The following is a 14,506-nucleotide window of genomic DNA, read 5'->3' on the forward strand; positions in this document are numbered from 1 at the left end:
CTGAAACACGCCTGGTTGGTGCGGCTGATGGCCCTTTCGCTGCCGCTCTGCATCGTCTTCAGGCCACACTACACCTCGTCGCCGCAACCTGGGTGTTGCGCAACCTCCACATCGAGCTCGCCATATCGGCCACGTCGGGTCTTTTCACCGCGGCGGCGATCGTCGCCCGCATCGTCTTCCAGCAGAAAATTTCAGGAGAACTGAATGGCAAACCGCCTGCAGAAAGGTAGCGCCGCGGCCGCGATGGCCGTTGCTTTGGTCGGAAGCTTCGAAGGGCTCCGGCAGCATGCCTATCCGGACCCTGCCACCCAGGGCCAGCCGTGGACGATCTGCTACGGCAGCACCAATGGCGTGAAGCCGGGCGACCATAAGACGGTGGGAGAGTGCAGGGCGCTGCTTTCGCTCGAGCTGCAGCGGTACGCCAATGGCATAGAGCAGTGCGTCACCGTCCCGCTTCCGGATGCCCGCTTCGTGGCGCTGACCTCGTTCGCCTACAATGTCGGCATCAGGGCGGCCTGCGGCTCGAGCGCGGTCAAGCTCATCAACCAGGGCAGGACGGCCGAGGGCTGCGAGGCGCTCCTCAAATGGAACCGCGCCGCCGGTATCACCTTTCCCGGCCTGACGCGCCGCCGGCAGAAGGAGCGCGCCTTCTGCCTGGAGGGCATCTGATGTTCGGCCTTCTCGACGCGCTGAAGATGGGCGCCGGCATCGCCGCCGGCCTTGCCATCTATCACCTCTATGCGGTCTCGATCGGCTACCCCTCTGCGGCGCGCCAGGCGCGCGCCGGTTACGTCCTCATGTCCGAAAAGACCGCGGCAGATGCACGGGCGGCCGAGATGGAACGCCAGCGCAACGCCGCGTCGCTCGCCAGCGAAGAGCACCGCAAGCGCCTTATGGCCGCGGAGGCCGCCGAGCAGGCCGCCAGTGACACACTCGAAACCGAGATCCAATCCTATGAACGTCAGCTTTCGCAAAAGAACCGTGCTTGCGCTGTCACTGCTGCTGATCGTGACTGGCTGCTCCGCCACTGAGCGCCTGAACAAGGCGGCGGTCGCGAGCGGGCAGGCCGCGGCCGGCATCGTGCTGCCGCCGCTGCCCGACGATCTCAGAAAGCAGGAAGCGCATGCGCCCGTGCGTGAAGGCGAGCCGCTGATTGCGATCCTCGCCCGCGAGCGCCAGGCGCTCGACCGCGCGAACGCCCGCCAGGAGCGCAGCGTCAAATTCTATGATGACCTCACCAGCCGATACGGAACACGCCGATGATGAATGCCATTTCGCTCGCCCTTGCCAATCCGATGCTGAACGGCGCGGGCGGGAGCGCCGGAGACCCCGACCGCTACATGTTCTTCGCCACCCGCAACCGCATGCCGTCGGGCGCGATCGTCACCGCCGCCTCCGGCACGAACTATGTCTGCACCAAGATCGTCGTCAACACGCCGCAATATAAGACGCGGACCTTCCGCTTTCATCTCTCCGGCTTCGCCTCGACGGAAGGCGGAAATTCGCCGCAGGAAACCGTCGTCACCGGCACGATCGGCACGCCGGGCAATTCCGTGGTCGCCGACGCCATGTTCGTCCGCGTCGCCGGCGTCTTCTACCCGTGCACCTTTGCCGGGGCGAACACGGTGACCGTTGCCGACCAGACGAACGGCGCCTGGACGGACGAGCTCACCATTCCCGACGTCGCGCCGGAAAGCGAAATCGAAATCTGGCTGTTTTATCACACCGCCGTCGGCGAGAAGATCTGGCCGGTCTATCGCATCCAGAAGCATCGCGGCGAACGCGTCTGGGGCGCCGGCGATCTCGCCACCCTTCTTGCCTTCAAGGACAGCCCGCTCGCCGACAGCACCGCCGCGCTCGATACCGGCTACGGCACCCAAGCGCAGCCGCAATATTGGGGAGCCGATTTCATGGTCGCCAAGGGCGATTGGGATGGTAGGCCCGTCGCGCTGGCTTTCGTCGACAGCATCGGCGAGGCGCGCCAGGAATATTCGTCCGCAGCCGATGCGCGCGGCAATCTCGGCTGGTTGCGCCGGTGGCTCGACAGGGACGGCGGCCCGGGCCGCATTCCCCATTGCCTGATCGGCATGCCGGGCGCCGGCTCCGTCCGCGAATATACCGGCAGCGGCTCCTCGATCGCCACCAGGCGCCGGGACATCATTCGCGAAATCATCGCCTTCAACGGCAATAAATGGCCGTTCACGGTCATAGCAAACCAGATGGGGCAGAACGACACGGCCTCGACCTATACGCAGTTCTTCACGACCAACTACCGCTCGCTGGTCACCCGCCTGCGCGGCGAATATGCCGGCGTCAGAATCGTCGCCTTCCCGCCGCTCGGGCGGACGACGATCACACGCACCGTCACGCTGACCTCGGTCGGCACGGTTGCCACGGCGACCATCGCAAGCGGCCTCAACGGACTTGCGACAGGCCAGACCGTCAGTATTTCGGGCGCCACGCCCACGGCCTATAACGGCAGCTATGTGATATCGGTCCTCGACGCCAACACCTTCACCTACAATTTCGCCGGCGGCACCTCGCCGGCGACCGGGACCATCACCTGCAACGATCTCGGTCTCAGGGCCGAGTATCAGGTCTATGGAACCAACAACAGCTGGCCGTCGGACGGAACGGACGCTTCGGGCAAATGGCGGCTTCGCGATGATATCCTTGCGCAGACATCGGCTTGCTGCGACGCGGCAATCGATACCTACGCAGCCTGGGTCTCCCCCTCCAGAGGCGGTGTCTGGCCCGGCATGCTCGAGCTTGCGAGCACGACATTGACCACCCAGGCCGGAACTGACGGCGTTACCACCTATAACCAGATCGTCGTCGCGGATGCGAGCATCTTCAGGCCCGAGCAGACGATGCACATCTATTCCGGTCCGGACGGCCTGGCTCGCCTGAGCACGCAGGTCGTCGCCAGCATCGCCGGCAACGTCATCACCTATCAAGGCGTGAGCGCGGTGGTCATGCCTGTAGGGTCGGTGGTGCGTCCGGCGCCGTCTGTCGGGGAGCTTTCGCCGATATCCTTCATCCACCCGCAGCCGATCATGATCGACCGGATTTCGAGCGGCATTGCACAGTCCGAAAAGCTGAAATTCAATTTCTGAGGTGGCCTCGCCATGACATCCAATGACGATATCCTGCGCGCTCTGGGGCGCGTCGAGGGCAGGCTGACCGGCATCGAGGAAAACGTCGCGCTGCTCCGCCAGGAGATGAGCGACGAAAAGGCCAATGCCCATGAGGGCCGCGCCGTGATCCACAAGCGGCTCGACGAACAGGCAAGGCAGATCGCCCATCTCGATACCAGGGTGGCGATGACAGGCGGAGCCGACGCGCAGATCCGCGCCGAGATCAGGGCGCTCAAGGAAACCGTCGAGAAGAACCAGGAGATGGTCGGCCCGGCGCTCGACGAGTGGAAACGGATGAAATCGATCGGCTATGGCATCTCAGGGCTGATCGCCTTCGCCGGGCTGACGACGGGCGGGGTCATCGCCTATGCCAGCGATGGCGCGGTGGCGGCACTCAGGCATTGGCTGAAGATCAGTTGAGCGGGCGCCAACTTTGCGCTGTTGGCGCCTGGCGACTGACGGCGAATGCCGGCAAGTCAAACGCAGCAAAACGGCGTCAGCTCGGCTGATATAGTGCCGTATTTCTCCCCTTGCTAAAATTAGACTTTGCTAACGAACCAAAATGCCTTTTGTTTGTTATCCTCTTCAAGGAGGAAACGGACATGAAGAGCATGAGCAACCGCCAAGTTCGCGTTCCCGGGCCCCGGGAGCATGACGTTGCCGAGCATTGCCGCAAGTTTGGGATTGGCCCGGCGGAGGAGAAGAAGCTGAAAAAGCTGCTCGGGTCTCACGCGCCGCTGCATGAGATCCGGGCCAATGCGCCGCCGCCCCAGCCGAAATGGCGATAGCGCCGGAGCCGGAACTTCCGGCAACTATCCGGCGTTTGGATCGCCGGGCCGCGCGGCTGGTCTCGTCTCCTGTACCCCTGCTACCCCGGCAGGCGCTGCGCGGTCCACTGATTCCCTTGTTCCCGGCGTGTCGGCGTGCGGATCTGCCCGCGCACGCCGAGCCGTCAATGCCGCAGCTCGCGCGATAGCATCAGGATATAGTCGTCGGCGATATCGGCGACCACCATGGCTGCTTCGGCCGGCCGATAGCCCCTGCCGACAGCCTCGGCGACAATCTTCATCACCTGCGGTTCAAGCGCCTCCCGACAGTCGGCCAGGCTTTTGTCGTCCGGGCATTTGGCACGAAATTCCAAGATGTTATTCATGGCATACCCCTCCGTTTGATGTTGCGCGCTGCCTGATGCATGAAGCCGGTCCCTCTCGGGAAAAGCGGGTCACCATTCCGGTGCGCCGTGCCGGAACAAATTAGCGATTGAAAATACGATGTCACAGGGCGGGATGTATTCAAGTCGATGCTGATATTAAGGTAAGCCAGTAGGGTTAATTGGTAAAGCGGCAGTTGACTGGCCGTCGGCGGACCTGTCAGGTAATGGCGCAACACCTTGGTTCCGTGTCGCTTTTCGGAACGAAAAACCGGCGGTCTGTTGCTTTTTCGAGGGGAAATGCCGCCATTTACCATATGCTGCGAGGGCCGGCGGCCGCAGCTCTGTGCCGCAGCCGGCAGCCGCAAATCGCGACGTCATTGCAGGCCTTGTGCCACGGCTGTCCTCAGGCGGCAAGTGGCACAGCAATGAAGGTCTTACTGCCGTCGCGTTCGACGAGCAGCAGCACGGATTTGCGGCCGGCCTTGCCGGCTTCGGCGATAGCGGCCTTGACGTCGCGGGCATTGTGCACCGGCCGGTCGTTGACCGCGACGATGACATCGCCCGATTGAATGCCGGCGGCAGCGGCCGATTTGTCCGGATTGACGCTGGCGACCAGCGCGCCGCTGACCGAGCGCGGCAGGTTGAGCTGCTGGCGCACATCGGGCGTCAGCTCGGCAAGGCCGATGCCGAGGCTCGGCTGGCCGGAGGCCTGGCCCTGCGCTTCCGGGCTTGCCGCTGAGGCCTGCTTCTGGCCGTCGGCATTGGCGCCGACGGTGACGTTGAGATCGATGGTCTTGCCGTCGCGCCAGACGCCGAGCGATTTCCGCGTGCCCGGCGAAAGATCGGCGACGAGGCGCGACAGGTCCTTCGGCGTCTTGACGGTCTCGCCGCCGACCGAGGTGACGATGTCGCCGGGCTTCAGGCCGGCATGGGCGGCCGGCGTATCGGCGGAGACGGCGGCCACCAGCGCGCCGCCGGTCTTGTCGAGGCCGACGGCATCGGCAACGTCTTTCGTCACCGGCTGGATCTGCACGCCGAGATAGCCGTGATTGATCGAACCGTCCTTCTCGAGCTTGGCGACGATCTCCTTGGCCTCGTCCGAGGGAATGGCGAAGCCGACGCCGACGCTGCCGCCGTTCGGCGAATAGATGGCGGTGTTGATGCCGACGACCTTGCCCTCACGATCGACGAGCGGACCGCCCGAATTGCCGTGGTTGATCGGCGCATCGATCTGGATGAAATCGTCATAGGGCCCGCTATGCAGGTCGCGGCCGCGGGCCGAGACGATGCCCGCCGTCACCGTGGTGCCGATGCCGAAGGGGTTGCCGATCGCCAGGATCTGGTCGCCGAGCTTCAGCCTGTCGGAATCACCCCAGGCGACGGTCTGCAGCGGCTTGCCCGCCTCGACCTTCAACACGGCCACATCGGATTTCGGATCGGTGCCGATCAGCTTGGCCGGAAGTTCCGTGCCGTCGTCGAGCGTCACCTTGATGTCGAGCGCATTGTCGATGACATGGTTGTTGGTGACGATCACGCCGTCGGCGCTGATGATGAAGCCGGAGCCGAGCGCCATCGCATGTTCCGAACCTCGATGCTGCGGCGCCGGGCGAGGCAGCGGAATGCCCTGATCCTCGAAGAACTGGCGGAACTGCTCGTCCATCGGCGATTGCTGATCGGCGCTGACATCCGTCGTCTTCATCGTCGTGGTGATGGTGACGACGGCAGGCTTGTCGGCGTCGACGACGGAGGCGAAGGAGCCGCTCGCGGCGAGAACGCCGCCGGTATCGGAAGGCGCGGCAAAGGCGTTGGACGAATTGAGGGTGAAGGGGAGGCTGGCGGCGCCGGCGATGACGGCGGCCCCGACAAGCGCTGCGGCGTAATGTTTGCGGTGGATGCGTGACATGGGGAGGGTCCCTTGCGAGAGCGTTGGATTGCGATGGCGTCGTGGTTCCGTGTCTTGGACCTGGCGTCGGGTGAGGTCGCGCCAATTCCTCCGTTCGCCGGCGCCGATCGCCGGGGAGGCGACGATCGGGGAGGGGAAGAAGAATTCGCGCTCGGCATAAATATGAGCGCGGCAGATGGCTTTACAAATTAAATATTGATCATGTTTATGTTGCCGATTTGTAAGAAATTACATGCGTTTAATCTTCGCTGCCAAGGCTTGGCGTCAATCGCTGCTCCCGCCCGGATCACAAGGGTTTCTGACCTGCATCGCCTGGGCATTTGGCCAGGCAAAGGCCGCCTCCGCCGCAAGGATTAATGAGCTATTTCAGGGCGGTGCAGTGATCCGAGCGTCGCTTCAACGCCCATCGCAAAGCAAGCCATCTCGCGCTTTCCATCGAAATCGTATCTCAGGAACCGGCTGTAAACATAAAAGTTAGTAGACTCTAAATTATTTCTTGGTCAGGAAGTAATGACCGGGGAATCGGCCGCGGGCTAGTCTCGTCGGCGGCATCTGAGGGGCGATGAAGAATTCGGTTGAGCGGAGACGGAAAGCCGAGCGCGGGATGCAGGTGAAGCTGAGCGATGTGGCGAAGAAGGTGGGCGTCAGCCCGATCACCATTTCGCGCGCCTTGCGCAATCCGGAAATCGTCTCGGAGGATCTGCGCAAGGAGATTCTGCGCACGGTCGAGGAGATGGGCTATATTCCCAATCTTGCCGCCCGGGCGCTGGCCGGCCGCCACAACGGCACCATCGGCGTCATCACGCCCGCCCTGCATCAGTACGGTTTCGCCGGCCTGATGATCGGTATCGAGGATCGCTTCCGCGGCACGGAGTTCACCGTGCAATATTCCAGCACGCTGCACCATGGCGAGGGCGAAGCCGGGCTGCTGAAATCCATCCTGACGCAGAAGCCGGCCGGCGTCATCATCGCCGGCGCCGAATCCTATCGCGATCTTCTGCCGCTGATGGCGAGCGCCGCCTGTCCCATCGCCCATATCACCGATCTCAGCCAGGAGCCGCAAAGGCTGGTCGTCGGCCTTGATCACCATGCGGCCGGCGCCGAGCCCACCCGCTTTCTGCTGTCGAGGGGCTATAGTCGGATCGCCTTCATCGGCCGCGGCGCCGATGTCCGCTCGCGCCGGCGCATCGAGGGTTATGAGGCGGTGATGCGGGAAGCCGGCCGGTTCGACGACGATCTCATCATCGGCGGGGATGCGCCGAGCCGCATCGGCCTTGGCAGAGAGCTGTTTTCCCGCCTGCTCGAGCGCGTGCCCGATGTCGATGCCGCCTTTGCCCAGAGCGACGAACTGGCCTTCGGCGTGCTGATCGAATGCAAGGCGCGCGGCATCCGCGTGCCGGAGGATGTCGGCATCTGCGGCTTCAACGATCTGGAATTTTCGCCCTTCATCGAGCCGTCGCTGACGACGGTGCATATCCCGCGCTACGACATCGGCAACCGCGTCGCCGACATGCTGCTGCGCGTCATCCACGACGAGCCGCCCGACGAAGACAGGGTCAATTGCGGCTTTTCGATCGTGCCGCGCGGTTCGACGCGATAATCTGGCACGTGCCGCCATAATGGAAGTGGAGTTGGACCTTGATGCCTGGGCACAGCAAGGATTATTCCGTATATGGAGCGGATGGCGATCACTGTGCTGAAAAATGGATAAGACGGAATTGTCCTTCGACAGGATGCGCACCTTTGTTCGGGTCGCCGAGCGCGGTAACCTGTCAATGGTCGCAAGGGAGCTCGGCGTCGGCCAATCCACCGTGACGCGGCACCTCAATGAACTCGAGGAGGCTGTCGGCGTGCCGCTTCTCAGCCGCACCACCCGTCGCGTCACCCTGACGGAGGAGGGCAGTCGCTATTATACCAACTGCCTGCAGATCTTGCGCCTGGTCGAACAGGCTGCCGAGGAAGCCAGAGATGCCCGTCAGGCTCCGGCGGGCGCTGTTCGGCTTTCCTGTACGGCAGCGCTCGGTGTGATGCATGTCACGCGAATGATCTTCGATTTCCAGGACAGGCATCCGGACATCCGCATCGACCTCAACTTGACGGACGAGCGCATCGACCTCGTTCGTGAAGGCGTTGACGTGGCGCTTCGCCTTGGACCTCTCGCCGACAGCTCAATGAAACTCCATGCGGTCGGGGAGAGCCAGCGGCTGCTGGTCGGCGCTCCGTCCTATTTGTCCGCCCGGGGACGGCCGGAGCGCCCGGCCGATCTGTCACGCTACGAAACCATCGTGATGTCGAACGTGGCAGGCAGCAATCAACTCCTTCTTTCCTCTCCCGATGGCGCCAGCCTGATCATCCCGGTCGGCGGTCGGTTGCGTGTCGATCATGGGCTTGCGGCGCGCGAGGCTCTTGCTGCCGGACGCGGCATCGGTCCGACACATCTCTGGCTGATTCAAGATCTTCTGGACGACGGCCGGCTCGAGGTGGTGCTTGGAGACTACAGGCCTTTGCCGGTTCCGGTGAGCTTGCTGATTGTTCCGGAGCGTGCAGCCATTGCCCGCGTTCGGCTCCTCGTCGACTTTCTTGCCGCGGAGATTGCCAAGCTGCCGGGAATCCGGCCGTCGTAAGTCTTTGCTTCAAACATGCCGTTGCCACGGAACCGCCGCCCCGCTTTTGCGAAACAGGCTTCAACCTCCGAAAGACCGCTTGTCGCCGCGCCATCCCGTCTTGCGCAGAAACTGCTCCCAGTTGAGCGTCTCGGGATTGAGCCGGCGGCTCCATTCGAGATCGTGTTCCTTGCCGAAATAGCCATATTCGACCGCATATTCGACCATCCCGAGAATCTCTCGAACGAGAAATTCGTTGGCGGCGAGTTCCGGAAAATAGCGGAGCAGGCCATCCCTGGTGAAAGCATCTCGATACTCGGCCTTGAGGCCGGTGACGCGCTGGAAGGTTTCGACCATCTCCCGCGGGGAGATGACATCGCCGACGATCGGCAGCGTTTTGCCGTTGTAGCGCTCGGGGTGCGAGAAGATCTCGAGGACAACGGGCCCGGTCGCCGTCAGCGGATCGACGAAGGGCGCGCTGAAATCTTCCGGAAGATAAATCGGCAAGAGCAGGGTGTCGCCTTCCATGCGCGGCGCATAATACTCGATGAGGTTTGTGTAGAAGAATGCCAGCATGACGAAGGAATGAGAGATCGGCAGGCCGCGTATGTAATCTGCAACGCGCGCCTTGTCGGTAAAATGCGGCGCATATTTCGTTCCACCGGTGATCTTGTCGACATTCTCCAGCGTGCTGAAAACAATGTGCCCGACGCCGGCCTCCACGGCCGCATCCGCCAGTTGCCGGCCGAGGGGAGCTTCGGTCGTCTCCGGCGGGGCGATCGGCGGCGTCATCAGAAACGCCCCATCCGCGCCCCTGAATGCCGCGACGAACTCCTTCTGAAGACCGAGTTCGAGGGGCACGGCGGCGATTTCAGCGCCGAGTTTCTCAAGACGCAAGGCTTCGGGCGAATCCTTTCTTCGGGTGAGCGCACGGACACGGAAACGTCGGCTTTCAAGAAGCGTGGCAACGACGCTGCGTCCCTGTTTGCTCGTTGCACCCGTGACTGCGATCAGTGGCTTGTTGTCTGTAGACATGTCTTCATCCTTTCCCGTCACTCGACGCGGCCGGACAGGCCGGCGTCTTTGCGAGGCAGGGGGGCGCGTGCCCCGTTGCCGATTGCCCACCTCGATGGCGGCACTCTACCGAAGCATGTTTTGTCGCTGTAGACGGGCGGAATGAATAAGATAATGCCATTTTTCGGATAGATCGCGGGCGCATGCCGGCGTTCTTTCCCGAATGAATCAAGGGATCAGCAGGATACTGCCCGCCGCGCGCCCGGATTCCATCTCTTCGTGCGCCGTCGCAACGTCGGCCAAACGGTATTCGGCACCGATCTGCGAAATGATGCCTGTTTCCATCGCCCCGATGGCAGCCAGAGCAGCCTCGCGATACTGTCCGACGTCAGCGCACCAGGCCATGATGCTCGGATGGCAGAGGGCCTTGCCCGGGCGAAGTTCCTCGACAGGCACCGGTGGAATGGCGCCGGCGGCCTGACCGATGGTGACAGCCATGCCGAATGGGCGGACGGAACGTATGCTCTTGAGAAGCGTCTCGCCGCCGATCCCGTCATAGGCGACGTCGACGCCGAGCCCGTTCGTCAGCCGCTTCACTTCAGCGACGATATCGGCGCCGCGTCCGACGATCAGATGATCGGCTCCACAGGATACGGCGAGGGCTGCTTTTTCGGAGGAGCCGACCGTGCCGATCACGGTGGCTTCGAGCGATTTGGCCCAGCGAACGAGGATGCTGCCGAGCCCGCCCGCGGCCGCATGGATCAGAACGTGGTTTCCGGCACGCACATGATAGATCTTCTGCAACAACATGTAGGCGGTCATGCCTTTGAGGAGCGAACTCGCCGCCGTTTTTGTCGAAACGGTATTCGGCAGCTTGATCGCCCTTTCAGCGGCAATGTTGCGCGCGGAACGATAGGCGCCGACCGGAGGCCCGGCATAGGCGACGCGATCACCTCTCTCGAACATTGAGACGCCCGGACCGACGGTCTCGACGATTCCAGCCGCTTCGGCGCCGATCACCGCGGGGTAGGACGGCAGCGGATAGATGCCTTTCCGGTGATAAATGTCGAGAAAGTTTGTTCCGATCGCCTCATGACGGATTCTGATCTCGCCATCGCCGGGACCGTCACACTGGTGCTGCTCGACATGGAACTGGGTGATCTCACCGGGGGTGTTCAGCCAAATGATCTGGTCAGTCATCGCTCGTGCTCTCCTTGTTTCGGACAAATTAAGCGATGGCGAAATGGGTGAAAATTCCCTATTGCTGCACAATGATTGGGAGAGATTTCACAAAACTCGATTGGGATGACCTTCGGCATTTCCTGGCGCTCGCGCAGTCGGGGACCTTGCTTGGCGCCGCAAGACAACTCGGCGTCGAACATGCCACTATCAGTCGGCGCGTTTCGTCGCTTGAAGCCAGTCTCGCACGCAAACTCGTGGACCGCCGCGGACGCCGCATCATCCTGACTTCGGACGGAGAGCAGGTCGCCAGGCACGCGGCTCTCGTCGCCGTCCAGACAGCGGCCATCGAGCAGCTTGGTCGCAGCAGCGCCACGGAATTGCGCGGCCATGTCAGGATCAGCGCACCTCCAGCGCTCTCAAGCATGCGGCTTGCAAAACCGATCGCAGCCGTCAGGCGAGACCATCCCGGCGTTGAGATCACCCTCGTCGGAGAAAAGCGGCTCGCCTCGCTCAACCGGCGGGAGGCGGATGTCGCCGTGCGAATGTCCCGTCCGGAGGACGGAGATTACGCGATCGCCAAGCTCGGCGAGACGAGCTTCCATCTCTACGCATCGAAGGCCTATCTCGAAACGGTTCCACCGTCGGACTGGACTTTCATCGGTTACGACGAAACCATGAATGCCTCACCGCAGCAGTTGCGGCTGCTCGAACTGGCCGCCGGCCGGCCGATCGCTGTGAGGTCGTCCGTTCTGGAGTTTCAGGCCGCAGCTGCAAGCCTTGGTGCAGGTGTCGTCATGCTCCCCGATTTCGCCGTCGCGGAGTCGAGCGGTCTTCAGCGCATCGTGACCGAACAGCCGTTGACGAGAGAGGTCTGGCTGGTGGTCCATGCTGATATCAAGGACGTTCCCTCCGTCCGCGTCGTCGTCGATGCGCTGAAAAACGCTCTGGGCAGGTAGTCCCCGCGGTTGAATCTCTGCCGAAACACATCACTTTTCGCAGAGCCGTCGGCCGCCGGAATAGGGCTGATAGGTACAATCGGACGGGCGAAAGGAGCGGTAGCTGCGCGAGCAGGCCGTGATGTTACAAGACTGCGGTGCGCCCTGACCATCGACGACTGCTTCGGTCGATCGCACGCCGTTCAGGCTCGGTTCGGTCGTCGCCTCGCGGATGAAGTCCCGCCAGATATGGGCCGGCAGGGCGCCGCCCGTCACCCCCTTCATCGGCGCATCATCATCATTGCCAACCCAGACGCCGACGACGAGGGCGTCCGTGAAGCCGACGAACCAGGCATCACGATTGTTCTGGCTGGTGCCGGTCTTGCCGGCCGCAAACGTGCCGGGGTCTGCTCCACGTCCGGTGCCGCGCTCGACCACCAACTGCAGCAGTCCGAGGAGATCGGACTGGTAAGGCGAAAGATCGACGCCCGGCTTGGATTGTGCGCCAACGCGAAAGGCCTTGGGCTGCCCTGCGGCTTGGAAGTCGATGATACCCCAGGGCTTGACGGGGGCCTTGCCGAGTTGGACGGACGCATAGGCGCTGGTGAGATTGAGCAGATTGACTTCGGAGGTACCGAGCGCCAAGGACGGCGTGTCGGCCAGTGGCGCATCAATGCCGAGTTCGCGCGCCGCGGCAATCACATTGTCCAGACCGACTTCTTGGGCAAGCGCCACCGACGCGGCATTGAGCGATCGCGCGAACGCCTCGGCGAGCGTCACCCACCCACTATAATTGCCGCCGGAATTTTCCGGCGACCAGCCGTCGATTTCGATTGGCGCGTCCAGAATCTGGTCAGACAAGGTGAGCCCAGCCTTCAATGCTGCGTAGTAGACGAATAGCTTGAAGGTGGAGCCCGGCTGGCGCATCGCAGTGACGGCGCGATTGAACTGGCTTGCCTTGTAGTCACGCCCGCCGACCATGGCGACGACCGCGCCGTCCGGCGTCATCGCAACCAACGCGGCCTGCGATGCTCCCACGGTTTTTCCTTCACCGTCCAAGGACCTCTTCACGATCCTTTCGGCGATCTGTTGCAACTGCGGCACCAGCGTGGTGCGCACTGTCGTCGACCCTGGCGAGGAGCCGGCGATTTCGCTCGCCTGCGGCGAAATCCAGTCGGCAAACCAGCTTCCCGAGCGCGGCGTCGGCGTCGTTGGGTGCAGCTTGGCAAAGCTCCCCTTGGCCTCCGCCGCCTCCTGCGCGGTGATCTTGCCATTGGCCGTCATCGCGTCGAGAACGACCATGGTGCGCTGCCGGGCGCCTTCGAAATTGTCGATCGGGTTCCATTGGCTGGGCGCCCGCAGCAACCCCGCCAGCATCGCCGACTCCGGCAGGTCAAGGTCGCCGATATCCTTGTTGAAATAGATCCGCGCGGCGGCTGGCATGCCGGTGGCGCCGGCGCCAAGATAGACGCTGTTGAGATAGCGCGTCAGGATTTCCCGCTTGCCGAGCTTCCACTCCAGCCAGAATGCGATGACGACTTCCTGTATCTTTCGTTTTATCGTTCGATCGCTGTCGAGATATTGGAGCTTGATGAGTTGCTGGGTGATCGTGCTGCCACCCTCCACCACCGAGCCAGCCTCCAGGTTGCGCAGAAACGCCCTGCCGATGCCCCTGGGATCGACGCCGAAATGGTCCATGAACCGGCGGTCCTCGATCGACAGGACGGCATCGATCAGACGGGGTGGAAACTGGTCGTATCGGGCATATGGTCCTTGATAAGGCCCCTGTCTCACCAATGGCGCGCCGTCGGCGGTTTCCAGCACCACGACCGGCTTCAAGGTTCCATCCCGGATTTCGCTCCAGGGCACGTCTTTCAGTGCCCACACCAGCACACTGGTTACGAGGAGGCAGACAAGCAACGCCGACCCCATAGCGAATTTCCACCAGCCCGCCAGAAGCGGCCGGCGATGGCTGTTTTCAACCGGATTGGCACGTCGATTGCGAATTCGGCGCCGGGCTTTGGCTAGAGCAGCGGTCATCCACATGATTGGCGCTGATGCGGCTACCAGGCCCATCGACCTCCTCAGCTTCCGCCTCAAAACCGAAGCGGCCGTCCTGCTCTTCGCCAACGCAGAACTTGCCTGCAAATCGTGACGCAGCGCACGGAATAGATTGCTCGCGGCCCGTCTGGTTTGGCCGAAGGATCCACGGGGCGGTTGCTGAGCGTCGACTTCAGTGCTCACCGGTGAATCCGAGGCAGCCGCTTGCGCCGCCGGATCTGCTGTCTGATTGCGACCCGAGCTCGTGCTGCTAACGCTTTCACCTGAGGAATCGGGAGAATTGGGCATCGGTTACCGCTAGAAGGCTAATGCAGCATGTTCTTTATAGCGGGGTGATGGTGCGTGTTCCACCGCAAAAGGGCCAACACTTCCAGACCCCGCTGAGCGCCACCCGGGCGGTGGGCGTCGATCCCGTGGAGCAGGTGCTTCTCTGGAGCGGTTCAGCTTTTCACGGAAGCGCAGAACCGCTCTAACCTTATGGATTCACGCAATTTCCGGCAAAAGCGCTTCTCGCTTTG

At 62.7% G+C, this 14,506-nt stretch carries 14 protein-coding genes and 1 pseudogene; 10 read left to right on the plus strand and 5 right to left on the minus strand.

Features of this window, described 5'->3' with window-relative positions; translation table 11 throughout:
• The first annotated feature begins 27 nt into the window (after positions 1-27).
• The 7 genes and pseudogenes from HJB91_RS30795 (at position 28) to HJB91_RS16535 (ending at position 3,925) form a co-directional block, all read left to right on the plus strand.
• Positions 28-230: pseudogene (locus tag HJB91_RS30795) on the plus strand (hypothetical protein).
• On the plus strand, positions 205-669 hold the full coding sequence (locus HJB91_RS16510) for a lysozyme (protein ID WP_221146808.1): 465 nt from the start codon (positions 205-207) through the stop codon (positions 667-669). Before HJB91_RS30795 ends, HJB91_RS16510 begins: the two are co-directional and overlap by 26 nt.
• Complete coding sequence (locus tag HJB91_RS16515) at positions 669-1,031, plus strand: hypothetical protein (RefSeq protein WP_210628727.1); 363 nt, start codon at positions 669-671, stop codon at positions 1,029-1,031. Before HJB91_RS16510 ends, HJB91_RS16515 begins: the two co-directional genes overlap by 1 nt.
• 4 nt (positions 1,032-1,035) lie before the next feature.
• Positions 1,036-1,263, plus strand: coding sequence for a hypothetical protein (locus HJB91_RS16520; protein WP_210631674.1), 228 nt, complete (start codon positions 1,036-1,038; stop codon positions 1,261-1,263).
• Positions 1,260-3,116: a hypothetical protein gene (locus HJB91_RS16525; RefSeq protein WP_221155454.1), complete on the plus strand. Its 1,857-nt coding sequence runs from the start codon at positions 1,260-1,262 to the stop codon at positions 3,114-3,116. The genes HJB91_RS16520 and HJB91_RS16525 overlap by 4 nt, the downstream gene beginning before the upstream one ends.
• Positions 3,117-3,128: 12 nt before the next feature.
• On the plus strand, positions 3,129-3,557 hold the full coding sequence (locus HJB91_RS16530; RefSeq protein WP_221155455.1) for a DUF1515 domain-containing protein: 429 nt from the start codon (positions 3,129-3,131) through the stop codon (positions 3,555-3,557).
• A gap of 182 nt (positions 3,558-3,739) precedes the next feature.
• Positions 3,740-3,925 (plus strand): hypothetical protein, encoded by a 186-nt coding sequence (locus tag HJB91_RS16535; RefSeq protein WP_082240273.1) that lies wholly within the window; start codon positions 3,740-3,742, stop codon positions 3,923-3,925.
• A gap of 164 nt (positions 3,926-4,089) precedes the next feature.
• Here HJB91_RS16535 and HJB91_RS16540 read toward each other — a convergent pair whose 3' ends face one another.
• Positions 4,090-4,290, minus strand: a complete 201-nt coding sequence (locus tag HJB91_RS16540) for a hypothetical protein (protein WP_210628724.1) — start codon at positions 4,288-4,290, stop codon at positions 4,090-4,092.
• Positions 4,291-4,693: 403 nt separating this feature from the next.
• Positions 4,694-6,193 (minus strand): DegQ family serine endoprotease, encoded by a 1,500-nt coding sequence (locus HJB91_RS16545; protein WP_221155456.1) that lies wholly within the window; start codon positions 6,191-6,193, stop codon positions 4,694-4,696.
• A 562-nt stretch (positions 6,194-6,755) separates the two neighbouring features.
• On the opposite strand from HJB91_RS16545, the gene HJB91_RS16550 reads away from it, so the two are divergent.
• Positions 6,756-7,793: a LacI family DNA-binding transcriptional regulator gene (locus HJB91_RS16550; RefSeq protein WP_221122622.1), complete on the plus strand. Its 1,038-nt coding sequence runs from the start codon at positions 6,756-6,758 to the stop codon at positions 7,791-7,793.
• A 103-nt stretch (positions 7,794-7,896) separates the two neighbouring features.
• On the plus strand, positions 7,897-8,817 hold the full coding sequence (locus HJB91_RS16555) for a LysR family transcriptional regulator (RefSeq protein ID WP_221155459.1): 921 nt from the start codon (positions 7,897-7,899) through the stop codon (positions 8,815-8,817).
• Between the two features lie 60 nt (positions 8,818-8,877).
• Here the strand turns inward: HJB91_RS16555 and HJB91_RS16560 are convergent, their stop codons facing one another.
• Entirely contained in the window at positions 8,878-9,831 is a 954-nt protein-coding gene (locus HJB91_RS16560; protein WP_210628720.1) for an NmrA/HSCARG family protein, read from the minus strand.
• Between the two features lie 207 nt (positions 9,832-10,038).
• On the minus strand, positions 10,039-11,010 hold the full coding sequence (locus HJB91_RS16565) for a quinone oxidoreductase (protein ID WP_221155462.1): 972 nt from the start codon (positions 11,008-11,010) through the stop codon (positions 10,039-10,041).
• Between the two features lie 71 nt (positions 11,011-11,081).
• Here HJB91_RS16565 and HJB91_RS16570 point away from each other — a divergent pair, with 71 nt between their 5' ends.
• Complete coding sequence (locus HJB91_RS16570) at positions 11,082-11,948, plus strand: LysR family transcriptional regulator (protein ID WP_221155463.1); 867 nt, start codon at positions 11,082-11,084, stop codon at positions 11,946-11,948.
• 30 nt (positions 11,949-11,978) lie between these two features.
• On the opposite strand, the gene HJB91_RS16575 is transcribed toward HJB91_RS16570, so the two are convergent.
• A complete protein-coding gene (locus tag HJB91_RS16575) occupies positions 11,979-14,276 on the minus strand; it encodes a PBP1A family penicillin-binding protein (protein ID WP_221155464.1) in 2,298 nt (765 codons plus the stop codon).
• Positions 14,277-14,506 lie beyond the last annotated feature (230 nt).

It is taken from the genome of Rhizobium sp. NLR10b (genome assembly GCF_019685435.1).
GTDB lineage: Bacteria > Pseudomonadota > Alphaproteobacteria > Rhizobiales > Rhizobiaceae > Rhizobium.

What these genes read in the sequence shown, in the direction of transcription:
- HJB91_RS16510 (WP_221146808.1), top strand. Translation starts at nt 205, where the DNA reads ATGGCAAACCGCCTGCAGAAAGGTAGCGCCGCGGCCGCGATGGCCGTT.
- HJB91_RS16515 (WP_210628727.1), top strand. Translation starts at nt 669, where the DNA reads ATGTTCGGCCTTCTCGACGCGCTGAAGATGGGCGCCGGCATCGCCGCC.
- HJB91_RS16525 (WP_221155454.1), top strand. Translation starts at nt 1,260, where the DNA reads ATGATGAATGCCATTTCGCTCGCCCTTGCCAATCCGATGCTGAACGGC.
- HJB91_RS16530 (WP_221155455.1), top strand. Translation starts at nt 3,129, where the DNA reads ATGACATCCAATGACGATATCCTGCGCGCTCTGGGGCGCGTCGAGGGC.
- HJB91_RS16535 (WP_082240273.1), top strand. Translation starts at nt 3,740, where the DNA reads ATGAAGAGCATGAGCAACCGCCAAGTTCGCGTTCCCGGGCCCCGGGAG.
- HJB91_RS16540 (WP_210628724.1), bottom strand. Translation starts at nt 4,290, where the DNA reads ATGAATAACATCTTGGAATTTCGTGCCAAATGCCCGGACGACAAAAGC.
- HJB91_RS16545 (WP_221155456.1), bottom strand. Translation starts at nt 6,193, where the DNA reads ATGTCACGCATCCACCGCAAACATTACGCCGCAGCGCTTGTCGGGGCC.
- HJB91_RS16550 (WP_221122622.1), top strand. Translation starts at nt 6,756, where the DNA reads ATGAAGAATTCGGTTGAGCGGAGACGGAAAGCCGAGCGCGGGATGCAG.
- HJB91_RS16555 (WP_221155459.1), top strand. Translation starts at nt 7,897, where the DNA reads ATGGATAAGACGGAATTGTCCTTCGACAGGATGCGCACCTTTGTTCGG.
- HJB91_RS16560 (WP_210628720.1), bottom strand. Translation starts at nt 9,831, where the DNA reads ATGTCTACAGACAACAAGCCACTGATCGCAGTCACGGGTGCAACGAGC.
- HJB91_RS16565 (WP_221155462.1), bottom strand. Translation starts at nt 11,010, where the DNA reads ATGACTGACCAGATCATTTGGCTGAACACCCCCGGTGAGATCACCCAG.
- HJB91_RS16570 (WP_221155463.1), top strand. Translation starts at nt 11,082, where the DNA reads ATGATTGGGAGAGATTTCACAAAACTCGATTGGGATGACCTTCGGCAT.
- HJB91_RS16575 (WP_221155464.1), bottom strand. Translation starts at nt 14,276, where the DNA reads ATGCCCAATTCTCCCGATTCCTCAGGTGAAAGCGTTAGCAGCACGAGC.